Origin of the sequence: Pseudomonas sp. Seg1, assembly GCF_018326005.1 — a bacterium.
Classification (GTDB): domain Bacteria; phylum Pseudomonadota; class Gammaproteobacteria; order Pseudomonadales; family Pseudomonadaceae; genus Aquipseudomonas.
The window spans coordinates 3313272-3328691 of the sequence record NZ_AP021903.1; the positions used below are offsets into that span (position 1 = coordinate 3313272).

General features: G+C 61.3%; 13 protein-coding genes. 12 read left to right on the forward strand and 1 reads right to left on the reverse strand.

The genetic code is table 11. From position 1 onward, the window contains the following. Window positions 1-4: 4 nt before the first annotated feature. From KI231_RS14660 to KI231_RS14670, 3 genes are read left to right on the forward strand one after another with little or no spacing between them, the layout of a single operon-like run. Complete coding sequence (locus KI231_RS14660; protein ID WP_212808864.1) at window positions 5-1018, forward strand: iron ABC transporter substrate-binding protein; 1014 nt, start codon at window positions 5-7, stop codon at window positions 1016-1018. A 3-nt stretch (window positions 1019-1021) separates the two neighbouring features. Beyond that, window positions 1022-2617, forward strand: a complete 1596-nt coding sequence (locus KI231_RS14665; RefSeq protein WP_212808865.1) for an ABC transporter permease — start codon at window positions 1022-1024, stop codon at window positions 2615-2617. Then, on the forward strand, window positions 2614-3672 hold the full coding sequence (locus tag KI231_RS14670) for an ABC transporter ATP-binding protein (protein WP_212808866.1): 1059 nt from the start codon (window positions 2614-2616) through the stop codon (window positions 3670-3672). Before KI231_RS14665 ends, KI231_RS14670 begins: the two co-directional genes overlap by 4 nt. On the opposite strand, the gene KI231_RS14675 is transcribed toward KI231_RS14670, so the two are convergent. Continuing rightward, the gene (locus KI231_RS14675; RefSeq protein ID WP_213028795.1) at window positions 3673-4563 is read right to left on the reverse strand and encodes a site-specific integrase; all 891 of its coding nucleotides are present in this window, start codon (window positions 4561-4563) and stop codon (window positions 3673-3675) included. A gap of 433 nt (window positions 4564-4996) precedes the next feature. On the opposite strand from KI231_RS14675, the gene arnB reads away from it, so the two are divergent. From arnB to KI231_RS14720, 9 genes are read left to right on the forward strand one after another with little or no spacing between them, the layout of a single operon-like run. Beyond that, window positions 4997-6145, forward strand: a complete 1149-nt coding sequence (gene arnB, locus KI231_RS14680) for a UDP-4-amino-4-deoxy-L-arabinose aminotransferase (RefSeq protein WP_212808867.1) — start codon at window positions 4997-4999, stop codon at window positions 6143-6145. Then, window positions 6142-7176, forward strand: coding sequence for an undecaprenyl-phosphate 4-deoxy-4-formamido-L-arabinose transferase (arnC, locus tag KI231_RS14685; RefSeq protein WP_212808868.1), 1035 nt, complete (start codon window positions 6142-6144; stop codon window positions 7174-7176). Before arnB ends, arnC begins: the two co-directional genes overlap by 4 nt. Beyond that, entirely contained in the window at window positions 7173-9164 is a 1992-nt protein-coding gene (gene arnA / locus KI231_RS14690; RefSeq protein ID WP_212808869.1) for a bifunctional UDP-4-amino-4-deoxy-L-arabinose formyltransferase/UDP-glucuronic acid oxidase ArnA, read from the forward strand. The genes arnC and arnA overlap by 4 nt, the downstream gene beginning before the upstream one ends. After that, entirely contained in the window at window positions 9164-10048 is an 885-nt protein-coding gene (gene arnD, locus KI231_RS14695) for a 4-deoxy-4-formamido-L-arabinose-phosphoundecaprenol deformylase (protein ID WP_103302024.1), read from the forward strand. Before arnA ends, arnD begins: the two co-directional genes overlap by 1 nt. Next, window positions 10045-11697: a lipid IV(A) 4-amino-4-deoxy-L-arabinosyltransferase gene (gene arnT / locus KI231_RS14700; protein ID WP_212808870.1), complete on the forward strand. Its 1653-nt coding sequence runs from the start codon at window positions 10045-10047 to the stop codon at window positions 11695-11697. Before arnD ends, arnT begins: the two co-directional genes overlap by 4 nt. Beyond that, complete coding sequence (gene arnE / locus KI231_RS14705; protein ID WP_212808871.1) at window positions 11694-12038, forward strand: 4-amino-4-deoxy-L-arabinose-phosphoundecaprenol flippase subunit ArnE; 345 nt, start codon at window positions 11694-11696, stop codon at window positions 12036-12038. Before arnT ends, arnE begins: the two co-directional genes overlap by 4 nt. Then, a complete protein-coding gene (gene arnF, locus KI231_RS14710) occupies window positions 12035-12439 on the forward strand; it encodes a 4-amino-4-deoxy-L-arabinose-phosphoundecaprenol flippase subunit ArnF (RefSeq protein ID WP_103302027.1) in 405 nt (134 codons plus the stop codon). The genes arnE and arnF overlap by 4 nt, the downstream gene beginning before the upstream one ends. Next, entirely contained in the window at window positions 12436-13815 is a 1380-nt protein-coding gene (locus KI231_RS14715) for a UDP-glucose dehydrogenase family protein (RefSeq protein ID WP_212808872.1), read from the forward strand. Before arnF ends, KI231_RS14715 begins: the two co-directional genes overlap by 4 nt. Then, window positions 13812-15407, forward strand: coding sequence for an ArnT family glycosyltransferase (locus tag KI231_RS14720; protein ID WP_213028796.1), 1596 nt, complete (start codon window positions 13812-13814; stop codon window positions 15405-15407). Before KI231_RS14715 ends, KI231_RS14720 begins: the two co-directional genes overlap by 4 nt. Window positions 15408-15420 lie beyond the last annotated feature (13 nt).

Sequence of the window (15420 nt, forward strand, 5' to 3'; positions counted from 1 at the left end):
CGTCATGAATCCACAGTTTCCTGCCTTTCTGAAACGCGCTTTGCTGGCCACCGCCCTGCTCGGCGCAGGTCAGGCGTTTGCTGCCGACAGCATTGGCCTGGTGGTCTACAACGCACAGCACGAAAGCCTGACCAAGGCCTGGGTGGCCGGGTTTACCGAAGAAACCGGGATTCCGGTGACGATTCGCAATGGCGATGACACCGAGATGGGCAATCAGTTGGTGCAGGAAGGTTCGGCTTCTCCGGCGGATGTGTTTTTGACCGAGAACTCCCCGGCGATGGTGCTGGTGGACCACGCCAAACTGTTTGCCCCGGTAGCGCCGGCGACGCTGGAACAAGTGGATTCGGCCTATCGCCCAGCCCACGGTCAGTGGATCGGCATCGCCGCGCGCTCCACCGTATTTGTCTACAACCCGAGCAAACTGGCGGAAAAAGACCTGCCAAAATCCCTGCTCGATCTGGCCAAACCTGACTGGAAGGGTCGCTGGGCTGCATCCCCGGCCGGCGCGGACTTCCAGGCGATCGTCGCCGCCGTGCTGGAACAGAAAGGTGAAGCGGCCACACTCGACTGGCTCAAAGGCATGAAAACCAACGCCACTGTCTACCGTGGTAACAGCGCTGTGCTCAAAGCGGTGAATGCCGGGCAGATCGACAGCGGCGTGATCTACCACTATTACAGTTTTGTCGATCAGTCCAAGACCGGCGAAAACAGCAAGAACACCCAACTCCACTACTTCAAACATCAGGACCCGGGTGCTTTCGTGAGCATCTCCGGCGCTGGTGTGCTGGCCTCCAGCAAACACCAGGATGAAGCTCAGCAGTTCCTCAAGTACATCACTGGCAAACAGGGCCAGGAGATTCTTCACAGCGGTAATTCCTTTGAATACGCGGTCGGCAAAGACGCGCCGTCCAACCCGAAACTGACGCCGCTGAAGGATCTCGATGCGCCAAAAGTCGATGCGTCGAAACTCGACAGCCAGAAAGCCGTCGAGCTGATGACCCAGGCCGGACTGCTGTAAGTGATGCCCGAAACCTTACCGGCAGAGGTGGCGGCAGCCTCCTCCGCCCATCGTCCACTGAAAGCCCGCGCCCTTTCCGGTCGCGGGGGATCGTGGGTGGTGGCGTTGGCGATCGGCGTGTCGTTGTTGTCGCTGCTGCCAATCGCTTTTGTGATCGGCGTGTCGTGGACCACCGGTTGGGCGACCATTCAAGCCTTGGTGTTCCGCCCCCGTGTGGGTGAGCTGCTGGTCAACACCGTGCTGCTGGTGTTGATCACCCTGCCGCTGTGCATCGTGCTGGGTACCACGCTGGCCTGGCTGACCGAACGCACCAACCTGCCGGGTCGGCGTCTGTGGTCGCTGCTCGCGGTGGCACCGCTGGCGGTGCCGGCGTTCGTGCACAGCTACGCGTGGGTCAGCCTGATTCCATCGATTCATGGCTTGCCCGCCGGCGTACTGGTGTCGGTGGTCGCTTATTTCCCGTTTCTGTATTTGCCGATTGCAGCGACCTTGCGCCGCCTCGATCCGGCCATTGAGGACGTTGCCGAATCCCTCGGCCTCAAGCCCTGGGCGGTGTTTTTCCGGGTGGTATTGCCTCAGTTGCGGCTGGCGATCTGTGGCGGTGCGCTGCTGGTCGGCCTGCATCTGCTGGCCGAATACGGTCTCTACGCGATGATCCGTTTCGATACCTTCACCACGGCGATTTTCGATCAGTTCAAATCGACCTTTAACGGCCCGGCGGCGAACATGCTCGCCGGGGTGCTGGCCCTGTGTTGTCTGGCGATGCTCACCGTCGAATCCGCCGCCCGTGGCCAGGCGCGCTATGCGCGAGTCGGCGCTGGTAGTGCCCGCGAGCAGCGCACCATTCGTTTGAAACGCAGCGCAGTGGTCGCAGGACTTGCCCTGCAAAGCCTGACCTGCCTGCTCGCGCTCGGCGTGCCGTTGCTGACATTGGGTCGCTGGTTGATCGCTGGCGGTGCCGAGGTCTGGGAAAGTGGCGAGCTGCTGCCCGCCCTCCTGCAAACCCTGTCGTTCGGTGTGGCCGGGGCCTTGCTGACCAGTCTGGCGGCGATTCCGATTGCCTGGCTGTCGATTCGCGCGCCGGGCAAATTGCAGCGCTTGCTCGAAGGCTGCAACTACATCACCAGTGCGTTGCCGGGGATCGTCGTGGCGCTGGCCTTGGTCACCGTGACCATCCATTTCGCCCGGCCGATCTACCAGACCACCATTACCGTGCTGCTCGCTTACCTGCTGATGTTTTTGCCGCGTGCGCTGGTCAGCCTGCGCGCCGGTTTCGCTCAGGCACCGGTTGAGCTGGAAAACATCGCGCAAAGCCTCGGCCGCTCGCCACTGCGCGCCTTGTGGCTGATCACCCTGCGCCTCGCCGCGCCCGGTGCAGCCGCTGGTGCGGCGCTGGTTTTTCTGGCGATCACCAACGAGCTGACCGCCACGCTACTGCTCGCACCTAACGGCACACGGACCCTGGCCACCGGTTTCTGGGCCATGACCAGTGAAATCGACTACGCCGCCGCTGCGCCTTACGCGCTGCTGATGGTCCTGCTTTCACTGCCGCTGACAGCCATTCTCTATCACCAATCCAGGCGCACCGCTGGCCGATGAACGCACTCGAACTGATCTCCCTGAGCAAAGCCTTTAGCGCACAGAAAGCGCTGGATGACATCTGTCTGTCCGTCGCGACCGGCAGCCGCACGGTCATCGTCGGCCCTTCCGGTTCCGGCAAAACCACGCTGTTGCGGATGATCGCCGGATTCGAATTTCCCGATGCCGGCAGCCTCACCCTCAACGGCCAGACGCTGGTCGACAGCAGCCACGCCGTGCCGGCCTACCAACGCCAGATCGGCTACGTGCCGCAGGATGGTGCGCTGTTTCCGCACATGACCGTGGCCGCCAACATCGGCTTCGGCGTGGCCCTGACCGGTGCGGCCAGAACCGAGCGCATCGCGCAATTGATGGACAGCGTGGCGCTTGACGCCCACATGGCCAGCCGCTGGCCACACGAATTATCCGGCGGCCAGCAGCAACGAGTGTCCCTCGCCCGGGCGTTGGCCCAGCAACCGCGTTTGATGCTGCTCGATGAGCCGTTTTCCGCCCTCGATACTGGACTGCGCAGCGCCATGCGCAAAATGGTCGCGCGCCTGCTTGAAGAGACCGGCGTCACCACCATTCTGGTGACTCACGATCAGGGTGAGGCGCTGTCATTCGCCGATCAGTTGGCGGTCATGCGTGGCGGGCGGCTGGTGCAATCGGGGCACCCGATGGACCTCTACCGCTACCCGAACGATGAGCAGACCGCGCATTTTCTCGGCGAAGCGGTGGTGATGCCGGCGCGGATCGAATCCGGTTGGGCGCACTGCGATCTCGGCCCGGTGCCGGTCAACAGCAACGGCATCATCGGCACCGCACAGATCATGTTGCGCCCGGAGCAGTTGCAGGTGGCCGACGGGGTAAACGACGCGCTGGCCTGCAATGCCGTGGTCACCGAGCGCGATTTCGCCGGCAACACCTGCACGCTTACCGTCGAACTGCGTTCGCAAACCACTCAGGACCCGGGCCGTTCGCTGTTGGTGCGCAGCTCCGGCATGCACGCGCCACCGGCCGGCAGCGCGGTGCAGTTGTCGATACTCGGCGCCGCCCATGTGTTCGCCGCGTCCTGATCAGAGGTCGAAGCGATCCACCGCACGGCGCCGCTCGTTGTCGTCGCGCACGTCGTAGTTGGCCGTGGTCTGGATGTTGCTGTGGTGCGCGAGCTTCTGCGCAATCGACAGATCGTGCTCTTCAATCACCCGGGTGATGAACGAGCGGCGGAAATCGTGGGGCATGATTTTCACGCCGACCTGGGTGCCGCGCTGGCGGGCGATGTAGTAGATCGCGTGTTTGGTGATGCGCTCGCGGGTGATGTGGCTGCCGCGACGGATGCGGTTGAACAGAAAGGCATCGTCGCTTTCGCCCTCCTTGAGTTGCGAGCGGCGAAATTCCAGCCAGGCATTGAGCTTGGCAAACGCCCAGGCCGGTGCGTACTTGATCAGTTGTTTGTTGCCCTTGCCGGTGACGGTCAGGCTGCGTTCGCTGAAGTCGACCTGATTCAGGTCCAGATCCACCGATTCCGACTTGCGCATGCCGGTGCCGTACAGCAAGGCAATCACGGCGGCGTCGCGCAGGCCTTGCGGGCGTGGATCGGCGGCGCACACCTCCATCAATTCGTGAATCAGCGTGCGCTTCAAGTTGCGCCCCTGCGACAAACGCGTGCCGGCAATGCCTTTGACCGAACGCATCTTCAATAAATGATCCTGCGTGATCAGGCTCATCCGCCACGCTTCATTCATCACGCCGCGCACGGCATTTACATAGAGCGAAGAAGTGTTCGGCGCATAGTTGTCTTCGCGCAACGCGGCGACTAAGGCGACAACATCTTCAGGCTGCAAGGCGTGCCAGGGAATGTCCTCGACATTCATGTCTTCAAAACCGAGGCGGTCAGCAGCGTCCTGCAAAACATAACGCATGGTCAGTTGGCTGGAGGGCGCCAGACGCGCCAGATACACGGTCATCGGATTGGTTTGGCGGGTTTCCAACGGGACAGCGGACAAGTCAGTCAAACGTAAAGGCCTTGAGTAAAAACAATTCAACACACCAACTAACAACTGCAACATTCCCAGTATAAGGGGAACACTTCTGTAGGACTTTTCTACTAAAAATGACGATAAACGGTAGAAGTCTGAACAGTGGCTGTATGAGTTTCATATAAACGATTCGCCAACCGCTTTTTCATGTTCCTTTCACAAAAACGGGCATAACCTTAATTCCAATAGAACCCGCGGCGGCGGTGCCCAAACTGCCGCGCAACGCCCGAAAAGTCAACCTGACCCCGACGGTAAGTCATTTCAGCAACTTATTGATGCGAAGGTATTTTTTGCGTCTACGCTGAAGTTGGATCCGATTTTTCGAGTTGGTTTTCTTCTGATTGTTTGTGATGAGGTGTTCATGAGTCAGGCGTTTCTCCCCTTCTCTCGCCCCAGTATCGGTGATGAAGAAATTGCAGCCGTAGAGCAAGTATTGCGTTCCGGCTGGATTACCACCGGACCGAAAAACCAGGCCCTCGAAGAACAATTTGCGCAGTACGTTGGCTGCCGGCATGCGGTGGCCTTGTCTTCGGCCACCGGCGGCATGCACATCACCCTGCTGGCGTTGGGTATTGGTCCGGGCGACGAGGTGATCACGCCATCGCAGACCTGGGTCTCGACCGCCAACATGATCTCGCTGATCGGCGCCACGCCGGTGTTCGTCGACGTCGACCGCGACACGCTGATGACCGACGCTGCCCGCATCGAAGCCGCCATCACCCTGCGTACCAAAGCGATTATTCCGGTGCATTACGCCGGCGCGGCATTCGATCTCGATCCGCTGTACGCCCTGGCCGACAAACACGGCATCGCGGTGATCGAAGACGCTGCCCACGCCGCCGGTACTCGCTACAAAGGCCGCCACGTCGGCGCCCAAGGCACGGCGATCTTTTCTTTTCACGCGATCAAGAACATGACCTGTGCCGAAGGCGCGATGTTCGTCACCGACGACGAAGCGCTGGCCCGTCGCGTGCGCATGCTCAAATTCCATGGCCTGGGCGTTGATGCCTACGACCGCCTCACCGGCGGCCGCAAGCCGCAGGCGCAGGTCATGGAGCCGGGTTTCAAATACAACCTGGCCGACATCAACGCGGCGATTGCGCTGGTGCAACTGGAGCGTCTGGACGCGATCAACGCCCGCCGCACCGAGTTGGCCGCTGCTTACCGGCAAAAGCTCGAAGGCTTGCCGGTGCAACCGCTGGCCCTGCCCGACTACGCGCAAACCCACGCCTGGCATCTGTTCATCCTGCGCATCGACAGCGAGCGCTGCGGCATGGACCGCGAAGCCTTCATGAAGGGTTTGCAGGATCAGGGCATCGGCACCGGCATCCATTTCATCGCCACCCACCTGCACACCTGGTACCGCCAGCGTGACCCCGATCTGTATCTGCCCAACACCGAATGGAACTCGGCGCGGCTGTGCTCGATTCCGTTGTTCCCCGACATGACCGATCAGGACCTTGATCGCGTGGTCGGCGCCATCGCCACTCTTATGGACAAACGCCCGTGAAACCTTACCCAATCCGTTGTGTGTCGATCGTCATCCCGGTCTACAACGAACAGGACAGCCTGCCGGAACTGTTGCGCCGCACTGAAGCGGCGTGCCGGATGCTGCGTCACGACTACGAAATCGTCCTCGTCGACGACGGCAGCCGTGACGAGTCCGCCAATTTGCTTGAGGAAGCCGCGAGCCGCGAAGACAGCCCGTTTGTGGCGGTGATCCTCAACCGCAACTACGGCCAGCACGCGGCGATCATGGCCGGATTCGAGCAATGCAAGGGCGACGTGGTGATCACCCTCGACGCTGACTTGCAGAACCCGCCGGAAGAAATTCCGCGCCTGGTTGCCGAAGCCGAAAAAGGCTACGACGTGGTCGGCACCGTACGCGGCAATCGCCAGGATTCGGCGCTGCGCCGCTACCCGTCGAAACTGATCAACCTCGCCGTGCAACGCTCAACCGGCGTTGCGATGAGCGACTACGGCTGCATGCTCCGCGCTTACCGCCGCACGATCATCGACGCGATGCTCGCCTGCCGTGAGCGCAGCACTTTCATTCCGATTCTGGCCAACAGCTTCGCCCGCCACACCACCGAAATCGTCGTCGCCCACGCCGAGCGTGAGCATGGCGATTCGAAGTACAGCCCGATGCGTCTGATCAACCTGATGTTCGACCTGATCACCTGCATGACCACCACGCCGTTGCGTTTGCTGAGCATTGTTGGCTTCGCCATGGCCGGGCTCGGCGTGCTGTTTGCGGTGGCGTTGATCGTCATGCGTCTGGCCTTCGGTTCCGGCTGGGCCGGTGACGGCATGTTCGTGCTGTTCGCGGTGCTGTTCGTGTTTACCGGTGGCCAGTTCATCGGCATGGGCCTGCTCGGCGAATACCTGGGACGCATGTACAGCGACGTGCGCGCCCGCCCGCGTTTCTTCATTGAAAAGGTGCTGCGCAGCCACCCCGCTACGCCGGCGCCGGCCGTCACCGTTGATGGTCTTTCTTCTACTCCTTCTACAACTTCTACTACCGGTCAGGTTCTCTCATGAGTGCAAAAACTGTTGTCTTCGCTTACCACGATATTGGCTGCGCCGGCATTCAAGCTCTGCTCGACAGCGGCTTCGATATCGCCGCGGTGTTCACTCACGCCGATGATCCGAAAGAGAACGCTTTCTACGCCTCGGTCGCGCAACTGTGCGCCAACAAAGGCATCCCGGTGCACGCGCCGGAGGACGCCAATCACCCACTGTGGATCGAGCGCATCGCCAAGCTCGACCCGGATTACATTTTCTCCTTCTACTACCGCAACCTGCTGAGCGAGCCGCTGCTGGCCACCGCAAAAAAAGGCGCGTTCAACCTGCACGGCTCGTTGCTGCCACGCTACCGTGGCCGCGCGCCGGCCAACTGGGTGCTGGTCAACGGTGAAACCGAAACCGGCGTGACCCTGCACCGCATGGTCAAACGTGCCGATGCCGGCGCTATCGTCGCTCAGCAGCGCGTGGCCATCGAGCGCAGCGACACGGCGTTGAGCCTGCACGGCAAACTGCGTGTCGCCGCCAGCGATCTGCTGCGCGACACGCTGCCGGCGATGCTGCAAGGCAAGATCAGCGAAACCGTGCAGGACGAAAGCCAAGCCACGGTGTTTGGTCGCCGTACCGCAGCGGACGGCAAACTGGTCTGGGCGCAACCCGCCGAGCAGCTGTTCAACCTGGTCCGAGCCGTGACTCAACCGTACCCGGGCGCCTTTTGCGCCGTGGGCGAGCACAAACTGATTGTCTGGAGCGCCGAAGTTGCCAAAGGCAACGAAGGCCAGGCGCCGGGCCGGGTGATCAGCGTCGATCCGCTGCGCATTGCTTGTGGCGAAGATTCGTTGGTGATTCTCTCGGGGCAGCGCAACGACAACGGTCTGTACCTGAGCGGCCCGCAACTGGCCAACGAACTCGGTCTGGTCGACGGCTCGCTGCTGCGCGGCGCCGAGTCCGGCCGTGGCCCGCGTCGCACTCGCGTGCTGATCCTCGGCGTCAACGGCTTCATTGGCAATCACTTGTCCGAGCGTCTGCTGCGTGATGATCGCTATGAAGTCTACGGTCTGGATATCGGCTCCGACGCCATCGAGCGTCTGCGCAGCCATCCGCGTTTCCACTTCGTCGAAGGCGACATCAGCATTCACTCCGAGTGGATCGAGTACCACATCAAGAAATGCGACGTGGTCCTGCCGCTGGTGGCCATCGCCACGCCGATCGAATACACGCGCAATCCGCTGCGGGTGTTCGAACTCGACTTCGAAGAAAACCTCAAGCTGGTGCGCTACTGCGTCAAGTACAACAAGCGCGTGATCTTCCCGTCGACCTCGGAAGTCTATGGCATGTGCCAGGACAAGAACTTCGACGAAGACACCTCCAACCTGATCGTCGGGCCGATCAACAAGCAGCGCTGGATCTACTCGGTGTCCAAGCAACTGCTCGACCGGGTGATCTGGGCCTATGGCGCCAAAGGCCTGAATTTCACCCTGTTCCGACCTTTCAACTGGATGGGCCCGCGTCTTGATCGTCTGGATTCGGCGCGTATCGGCAGCTCCCGGGCAATCACCCAACTGATCCTCAATCTGGTGGAAGGCACGCCGATTCGCCTGTTCGACGGCGGGGAGCAAAAACGCTGCTTTACCGACATCGCCGACGGCGTCGAAGCACTGGCGCGGATCATCGATAACGACAACGACGTCTGCAACGGCCAGATCATCAACATTGGCAACCCGGACAATGAAGCGAGCATCCGCCAGTTGGGCGAAGAGTTGCTGCGGCAGTTCGAAGCGCATCCGCTGCGCCACAACTTCCCGCCGTTCGCCGGTTTCCGCGACGTCGAGAGCAAGGCGTTCTACGGCGCCGGTTACCAGGACGTCGAACACCGCAAACCGAGCATCGCCAACGCCAAGCGCCTGCTGGACTGGACGCCGACCGTGGAAATGCGCGAGACCATTGGCAATACGCTGGACTTCTTCTTGCGTGAAGCCATGCTCGAAATCGCGGACAAGCATTGATGCAGGCCGGTCTACGCATCGACGTCGATACCTTTCGCGGCACCCGTGAGGGTGTGCCGCGTCTGCTGGAAATGCTCGACGAAGCGCAGATCAAGGCAACGTTCTTCTTCAGTGTCGGCCCGGACAATATGGGCCGGCATCTGTGGCGCCTGATCCGCCCGCAGTTCCTCTGGAAGATGCTCCGTTCCAACGCGGCCGGCCTGTACGGCTGGGACATTTTGCTGGCCGGTACCGCGTGGCCGGGCAAACCGATTGGCCGCGAACTCGGGCACCTGATGCGTCAGGCCCGCGATGCCGGGCATGAGGTCGGCCTGCACGCCTGGGATCACCACGGCTGGCAAGCCAATGCCGGGCGCTGGAGCGATCAGCAACTGATCGAGCAGATCCGTCAGGGCGTCGACACCTTGAGCGACATTCTTGGCGAGAAGGTCACCTGTTCGGCCGCTGCCGGTTGGCGTGCCGACGAGCGCGTGATTGAAGCCAAGCAGGCGTTCGGCTTTCGCTACAACAGCGATTGCCGAGGCACGCGAGTATTCCGTCCGCTGCTGGCTGACGGCACACCGGGCACGCCGCAGATTCCGGTGGATCTGCCGACCTTCGACGAAGTCGTCGGCCCCATCGTTGCGGCGCGGGATTTCAACCGGTTCATCCTCGATCACTTTCTGCCGCGACAACTCAACGTCTACACCATTCATGCCGAAGTGGAAGGGATTCTGATGGCTGAGGACTTTCGTCAACTGCTGGCCGATGCGCGCCAGCGCAACATCGACTTCACCCCGCTGGGCGACTTGTTGCCCGAGTTCTTCAACACCTTGCCCGTGGGTCGTGTTCAGCGCGGCGCCCTCGACGGCCGCGAAGGCTGGCTGGGAGTGCAAGGCGCATGACTAAACGCTGGACACTGCCGCTGCTGTTGTTGGCGATCTGTCTGCTGGCCTACCTGCTGCCGCTGGGCAGCCATGGCTTGTGGATTCCCGACGAGACCCGCTACGCACAGATCAGTCAGGACATGCTGCTGAGCGGCAACTGGGTGTCGCCGCATTTCATGAGCCTGCGCTATTTCGAGAAGCCGATTGCCGGCTACTGGATGATCGCGCTGGGGCAGGAATTGTTCGGGCAGAACCTGTTTGGCGTGCGCTTCGCTTCGGCGCTGAGCACGGGTTTGAGCGTGTTGCTCTGCTACCTGATCGCCCGGCGCCTGTGGAACGAGCCGCGCAAAAGCTTCGTCTGCGCCCTGCTCTACATGAGTTTCACCGTGGTTGCCGGGCAATCGGGCTACGCCAACCTCGATCCGCAATTCACCTTTTGGGTCAACCTGAGCCTGGTGGCGCTGTGGTTTGCCGTCGACAGCCATACCAGCGGTAAACGCACGGCCGCGTGGGCTGTGCTGGGATTCGCCTGCGGCATGGGCTTCATGACCAAGGGCTTTCTCGCCTGGGTGTTGCCGGTGCTGATCGCCTTGCCGTGGATGCTTTGGCAAAAACGCTGGCGCGAATTGCTGCTGTACGGCCCGGTGGCGATTGCTGTGGCGATCATTGTCAGCTTGCCGTGGGCGCTGGCGGTGCATGCGCAGGAACCGGACTACTGGCGGTTCTTCTTCTGGCATGAACACATTCGCCGGTTCGCCGGGGACGATGCCCAGCACGATGCGCCGTGGTGGTTCTACCTGCCGCTGCTGGTGGCGTTCAGTCTGCCGTGGGTGGGGTTGTTGCCGACTGCTTTCAAGCAGGCATGGCAGAGCCGTACTCAGCCCAAAGTGGTGTTTCTGTTGCTGTGGTTGCTGATGCCGCTGGCGTTCTTCAGCCTGAGCAACGGCAAACTGCCGACGTACATCCTGCCGTGCCTGTTGCCGATGGCGTTGTTGCTGGGCCATGCGCTGGCCGATCGCTTGCGACTGGAGCAAGGCCGGGCGTTGGGCATTAATGGTTTGCTGAATCTGTTGCTCGGAATCGCCGTGCTGATTGCGCTGGTGTATGTGCAGCTGACGCGGCCGATTTATGACCATGAACTGCACAGCCTGGTGCTGGTGTTCATCGCGCTGATCGGCTGGATCATCGCCAACCTGTTGCAAGCCTTCCTGCCCTTGCAGTGCTGGGCGGCGCCGGCCTTCGGCAGTCTGTTGCTGATCGCGCTATTGCCGGCGGCATTGCCCAAATCGGTGATCGCCAACAAGACACCTGATCAGTTCATCAAGCATCACGTCAGCGAACTGGCGCAGGCCGAGCATCTGTTGAGCAACGATCTGGGCGCCGCGTCGGCCCTGGCCTGGCGGCTGAAACGCCCGCAAGTGGCGTTGTACAACACGATAGGCGAATTGAAATATGGCCTTGCCTATCCTGACGGCATTCAACAGCGGGTCGATCCCGAACAGGTTCAACAGTGGATGCGCGAGGCGCGCCGCAGCGGTTCGGTCGGCGTGGTGATGCGCGTCAAGGGGCAAGACGAACTGGACGAAATCGACAGACTGCCAAAGGACGGCGTGCGTTATGAGCAGGGCAACCTGGTGATCATGATTCTGCCCAAGGAGGCGTCATGAGCCTGTTGCTGGTGTTGCTCGCCTGCCTGCTGACCTGCCTCGGGCAGGTCGCGCAAAAGTACGCCGTGGAAAGTTGGCGCGGTGTCGAGTCGTCCTGGGCCGACAAACTGCGCTCGCCGTGGTTGTGGCTGGCGTTGCTCGCGCTGGGCTCGGGCCTGCTGGTCTGGCTGCTGGTGCTGCAGCGTCTGGAAGTCGGCATCGCCTACCCGATGCTCAGCCTCAACTTCGTTTTTATCACCCTGATCGCGCGCTTCGTTTTCCGTGAACCCATCGACCGTCAGCATTGGCTTGGCGTGGCGCTGGTGATCGGCGGCGTGGTTTTGCTGGGGCAACAATCATGAACCAGCGTCGTGGAATCACCTTCGCCATGGGCAGCGTGTTGTTGGTCAGCGCCGCACAACTGGGCATGCGCTGGAGCATGACGCGCCTGCCGGCGCCGGACCATTGGCTTGCGCTGGACAGTATCGACCTGCGTGCGCTGGCGGTTGTTGTCGCGGCGATCGTCGCCTACGCACTGTCGATGCTCTGCTGGCTCGCCGCCCTGCGCGATCTGCCGCTGGGCCGCGCCTATTCGCTGCTGAGCATCAGCTATGCGCTGGTGTACCTGTTGGCGGCCAGCCTGCCGCTGTTCAACGAATCCTTCAGTTTCACTAAATCACTGGGCGTGGCGCTGGTCATGCTCGGGGTCATCACTATCAACACTCGTCCGGCTCGTGCGCCCGAATTCAGGAGTGCTCCATGAAAATCACAGTATTTGGTAGCGGATATGTCGGCCTGGTGCAGGCCGCAGTACTGGCCGAGGTCGGCCATGACGTCGTGTGCATGGACGTCGATCAAAAAAAAATCGACCTGTTGCGCCAGGGCCACGTCAGCATCTTCGAACCGGGGCTGGCCAGTCTGGTACGTGAGGGCCTGGATTCGAAACGCCTGCTGTTCACCACCGATGAAAAACTCGCCGTGCAGCACGGTCGGGTCGCATTTATCGCAGTCGGCACACCGTCCCGTGAAGACGGTTCGGCGGATCTGCGTTATGTGCTTTCAGTCGGCGACGCAATTGCCCGGCATCGTGAACAGCCGTTGATCATCGTGGAGAAATCCACGGTGCCAGTGGGCACCGGCGACACCCTGCGCACGCACATCGAAAAGGCCCTGATCAAGGTCGGTCGCCTGCTGCAATTCGATATCGTCTCCAACCCGGAGTTTCTCAAGGAAGGCTCCGCCGTCGCGGATTGCCGCCGGCCGGATCGCATTGTTATCGGCTGCGAAGGCGATGAAGTGCGCGATGTCATGCGCGACTTGTATTCGCCGTTCAACCGCAACCATGACCGCATCATGTTCATGGACCTGCGCAGCGCCGAGCTGACCAAGTACGCGGCCAACTGCATGCTGGCGACCAAGATCAGCTTCATCAACCAGATCGCCGAACTGGCCGAACATCTCGGAGCCGACATTGAGTCGGTGCGTCAGGGCATCGGTGCCGACACACGCATCGGCTACCACTTCATCTATCCGGGCTGCGGCTATGGCGGTTCGTGCTTCCCCAAAGACATGCGCGCCCTGATCCACAGCGCCGAAGAGGCGCACTGCTCCAGCGATCTGCTGCAAGCGGTCGAGGCGATCAACCAACGGCAGAAACACAAGCTGTTCGAGCGCATCAACGCGTTCTACAAGGGTGACCTGCGGGGCAAGACCTTCGCCCTGTGGGGCTTGGCGTTCAAGCCCAACACCGATGACATGCGCGATGCACCGAGCCGGGTGTTGCTGGAAGAATTGTGGGCGGCCGGTGCCAGCGTGCGCGCATTCGATCCGGAAGCCATGCAGGAAACCCAGAGTCTCTACCCGGATGAGTCGAAACTGATGCTGATGGGTACGCCTGAATCGGTATTGCCCGGCGCCGATGCGCTGATCATCTGCACTGAATGGCAGCAGTTCAAAGCTCCGGATTTCGACCTGATCAAGCAGCGTCTCAACACACCGGTAATCTTCGACGGTCGCAACCTGTATGACGCCGAGCGCCTGGCGCGCAACGGCTTCCAGTATTTCCCGATGGGCCGTGGCGAATCGCGCAAGTTGCCGATCCCGCTGCAACAGTGGCCGCACGCGTCCGACGTCGCTTGATCACGCTGACGCCTGCCATTCGCCGGCAGTCCCTGATCGCAGGGCTGCTGGCGTTTTTATTGTTCATCGCCGGGGTCTACGGGCAGGCCCCTATCGGTTTTGATTCACGTTTTGTGCTGTTCGCGCAGGAAATGCTGCGCCACGGGCCGACAGTGTTTCCCACCACTTACGGTGAGCCGTACGCGGACTACTCGGCGCTGTCGACGTGGTTTGTCTGGCTGCTGTCGCTGCCGTTCGGCACGGTCAACGCCTTAACCGCCTGGGCGCCGAGCGCTGTCGCCGGGGCCGTGATGGTGACGTTGATGTATCGCCTGCTCGCGCCGTATTCGCGGCGTTGGGCGCTGATCAGCATTGCCTTGCTGATGCTCACCGGCACCTTCGTCACTGAAGTGCGTGCGGTGTCGCAGGACCTGATGCTTGCCGCTGTGGCGTTTGCCGTGTTCTATCTCGGTTATGCCCATGATCATTTCGGTGGTGGACGGCGCTGGTCGCTGATCTTTGTGTTGCTGCTGCTCGGTTTCGGTATTCGCGGGCCGATCGGGTTGGTGGTGCCGACCGGGATGCTGTGCAGTTACTACCTGCTCAATCGGCAATGGTCGCGATTGCTGCTGTTTGGTGGTCTCGCGACGCTGTTGCTGGTGGCGTGCGTCGGGCTGTTGTTGTGGCTGGCGCAGCTCAGCGGTGGTCCGGGTTTCGTGCAAGACGTGATCCGCATGCAGTTCATGGGGCGCATGGACGGTAGCGAGGGTGTCAGCGGTTCGTTGTATTACTTCACTTCGTCGTTCGGCAACTATGCGCTGGCGTATCCCTTGGCTTTGTTGGCGTTGGCCTGCGCATGGCTGAGCAAACCGCAACAGCGCGGGCCGGCCTTGCGGCTGGTGCAATATTGCGCGGGGGCGGGGTTGATCGTGATGGTCGGGCTGTCGATCCCGCAGGCGAAGAAGGCACGGTATCTGCTGCCAATGTTGCCGATGGCGGCAATCATCGCGGCGTATCCGTTTCAGGTGGCGCACGGTCGCGTGTTCGTCTGGTTGCGCGGCGTGATTCAAGGGCTATGGCTGCTGACGCCGGGGTTGTTGATGGTGGTGTTGCTGGTTGCGCGGCGGCGGGTTCCGGAGTTGCAAATTGGGTTGGCAGGCGTGTTGATCGTGCTTGGCGTGCTGCAAGTGTTTGCATTGTCGCGCCTGTTGCAGCCGCGCTGGCGTGCCGAGGTCATGGCGTTCAGTGCGGTGCTGGCGTTGTGGGCGGTGTATGTCATGGTGTTCGAGCCGGTTGAACGGCAGATGTACGACACCCGCACCTTCAGCCGTGAAGTATTTGCCCAGGTTCAACAATACCCGGCGCCACTGGTGCTGCACGGCATGGGCAAAGATGCCAAAGCGATCAAGTTCATGGTCAACCTCGAACAGGATCTGCAACCGCAGTTCAGCGAAACCGTGCAGGATCTGGAAGCACTCAAACGCCCGGCGTGGCTGATGATGGATCGCAATGACTTCAAGGCACTCGCGGGTACGCCGCTGCAAACGCTGGAACCGGTGTTGAGTGGGCGTTTCGATAAAAACGACTATGTTCTGCTGTGGCTGAAACCGTAATCTGTCGGGCTTT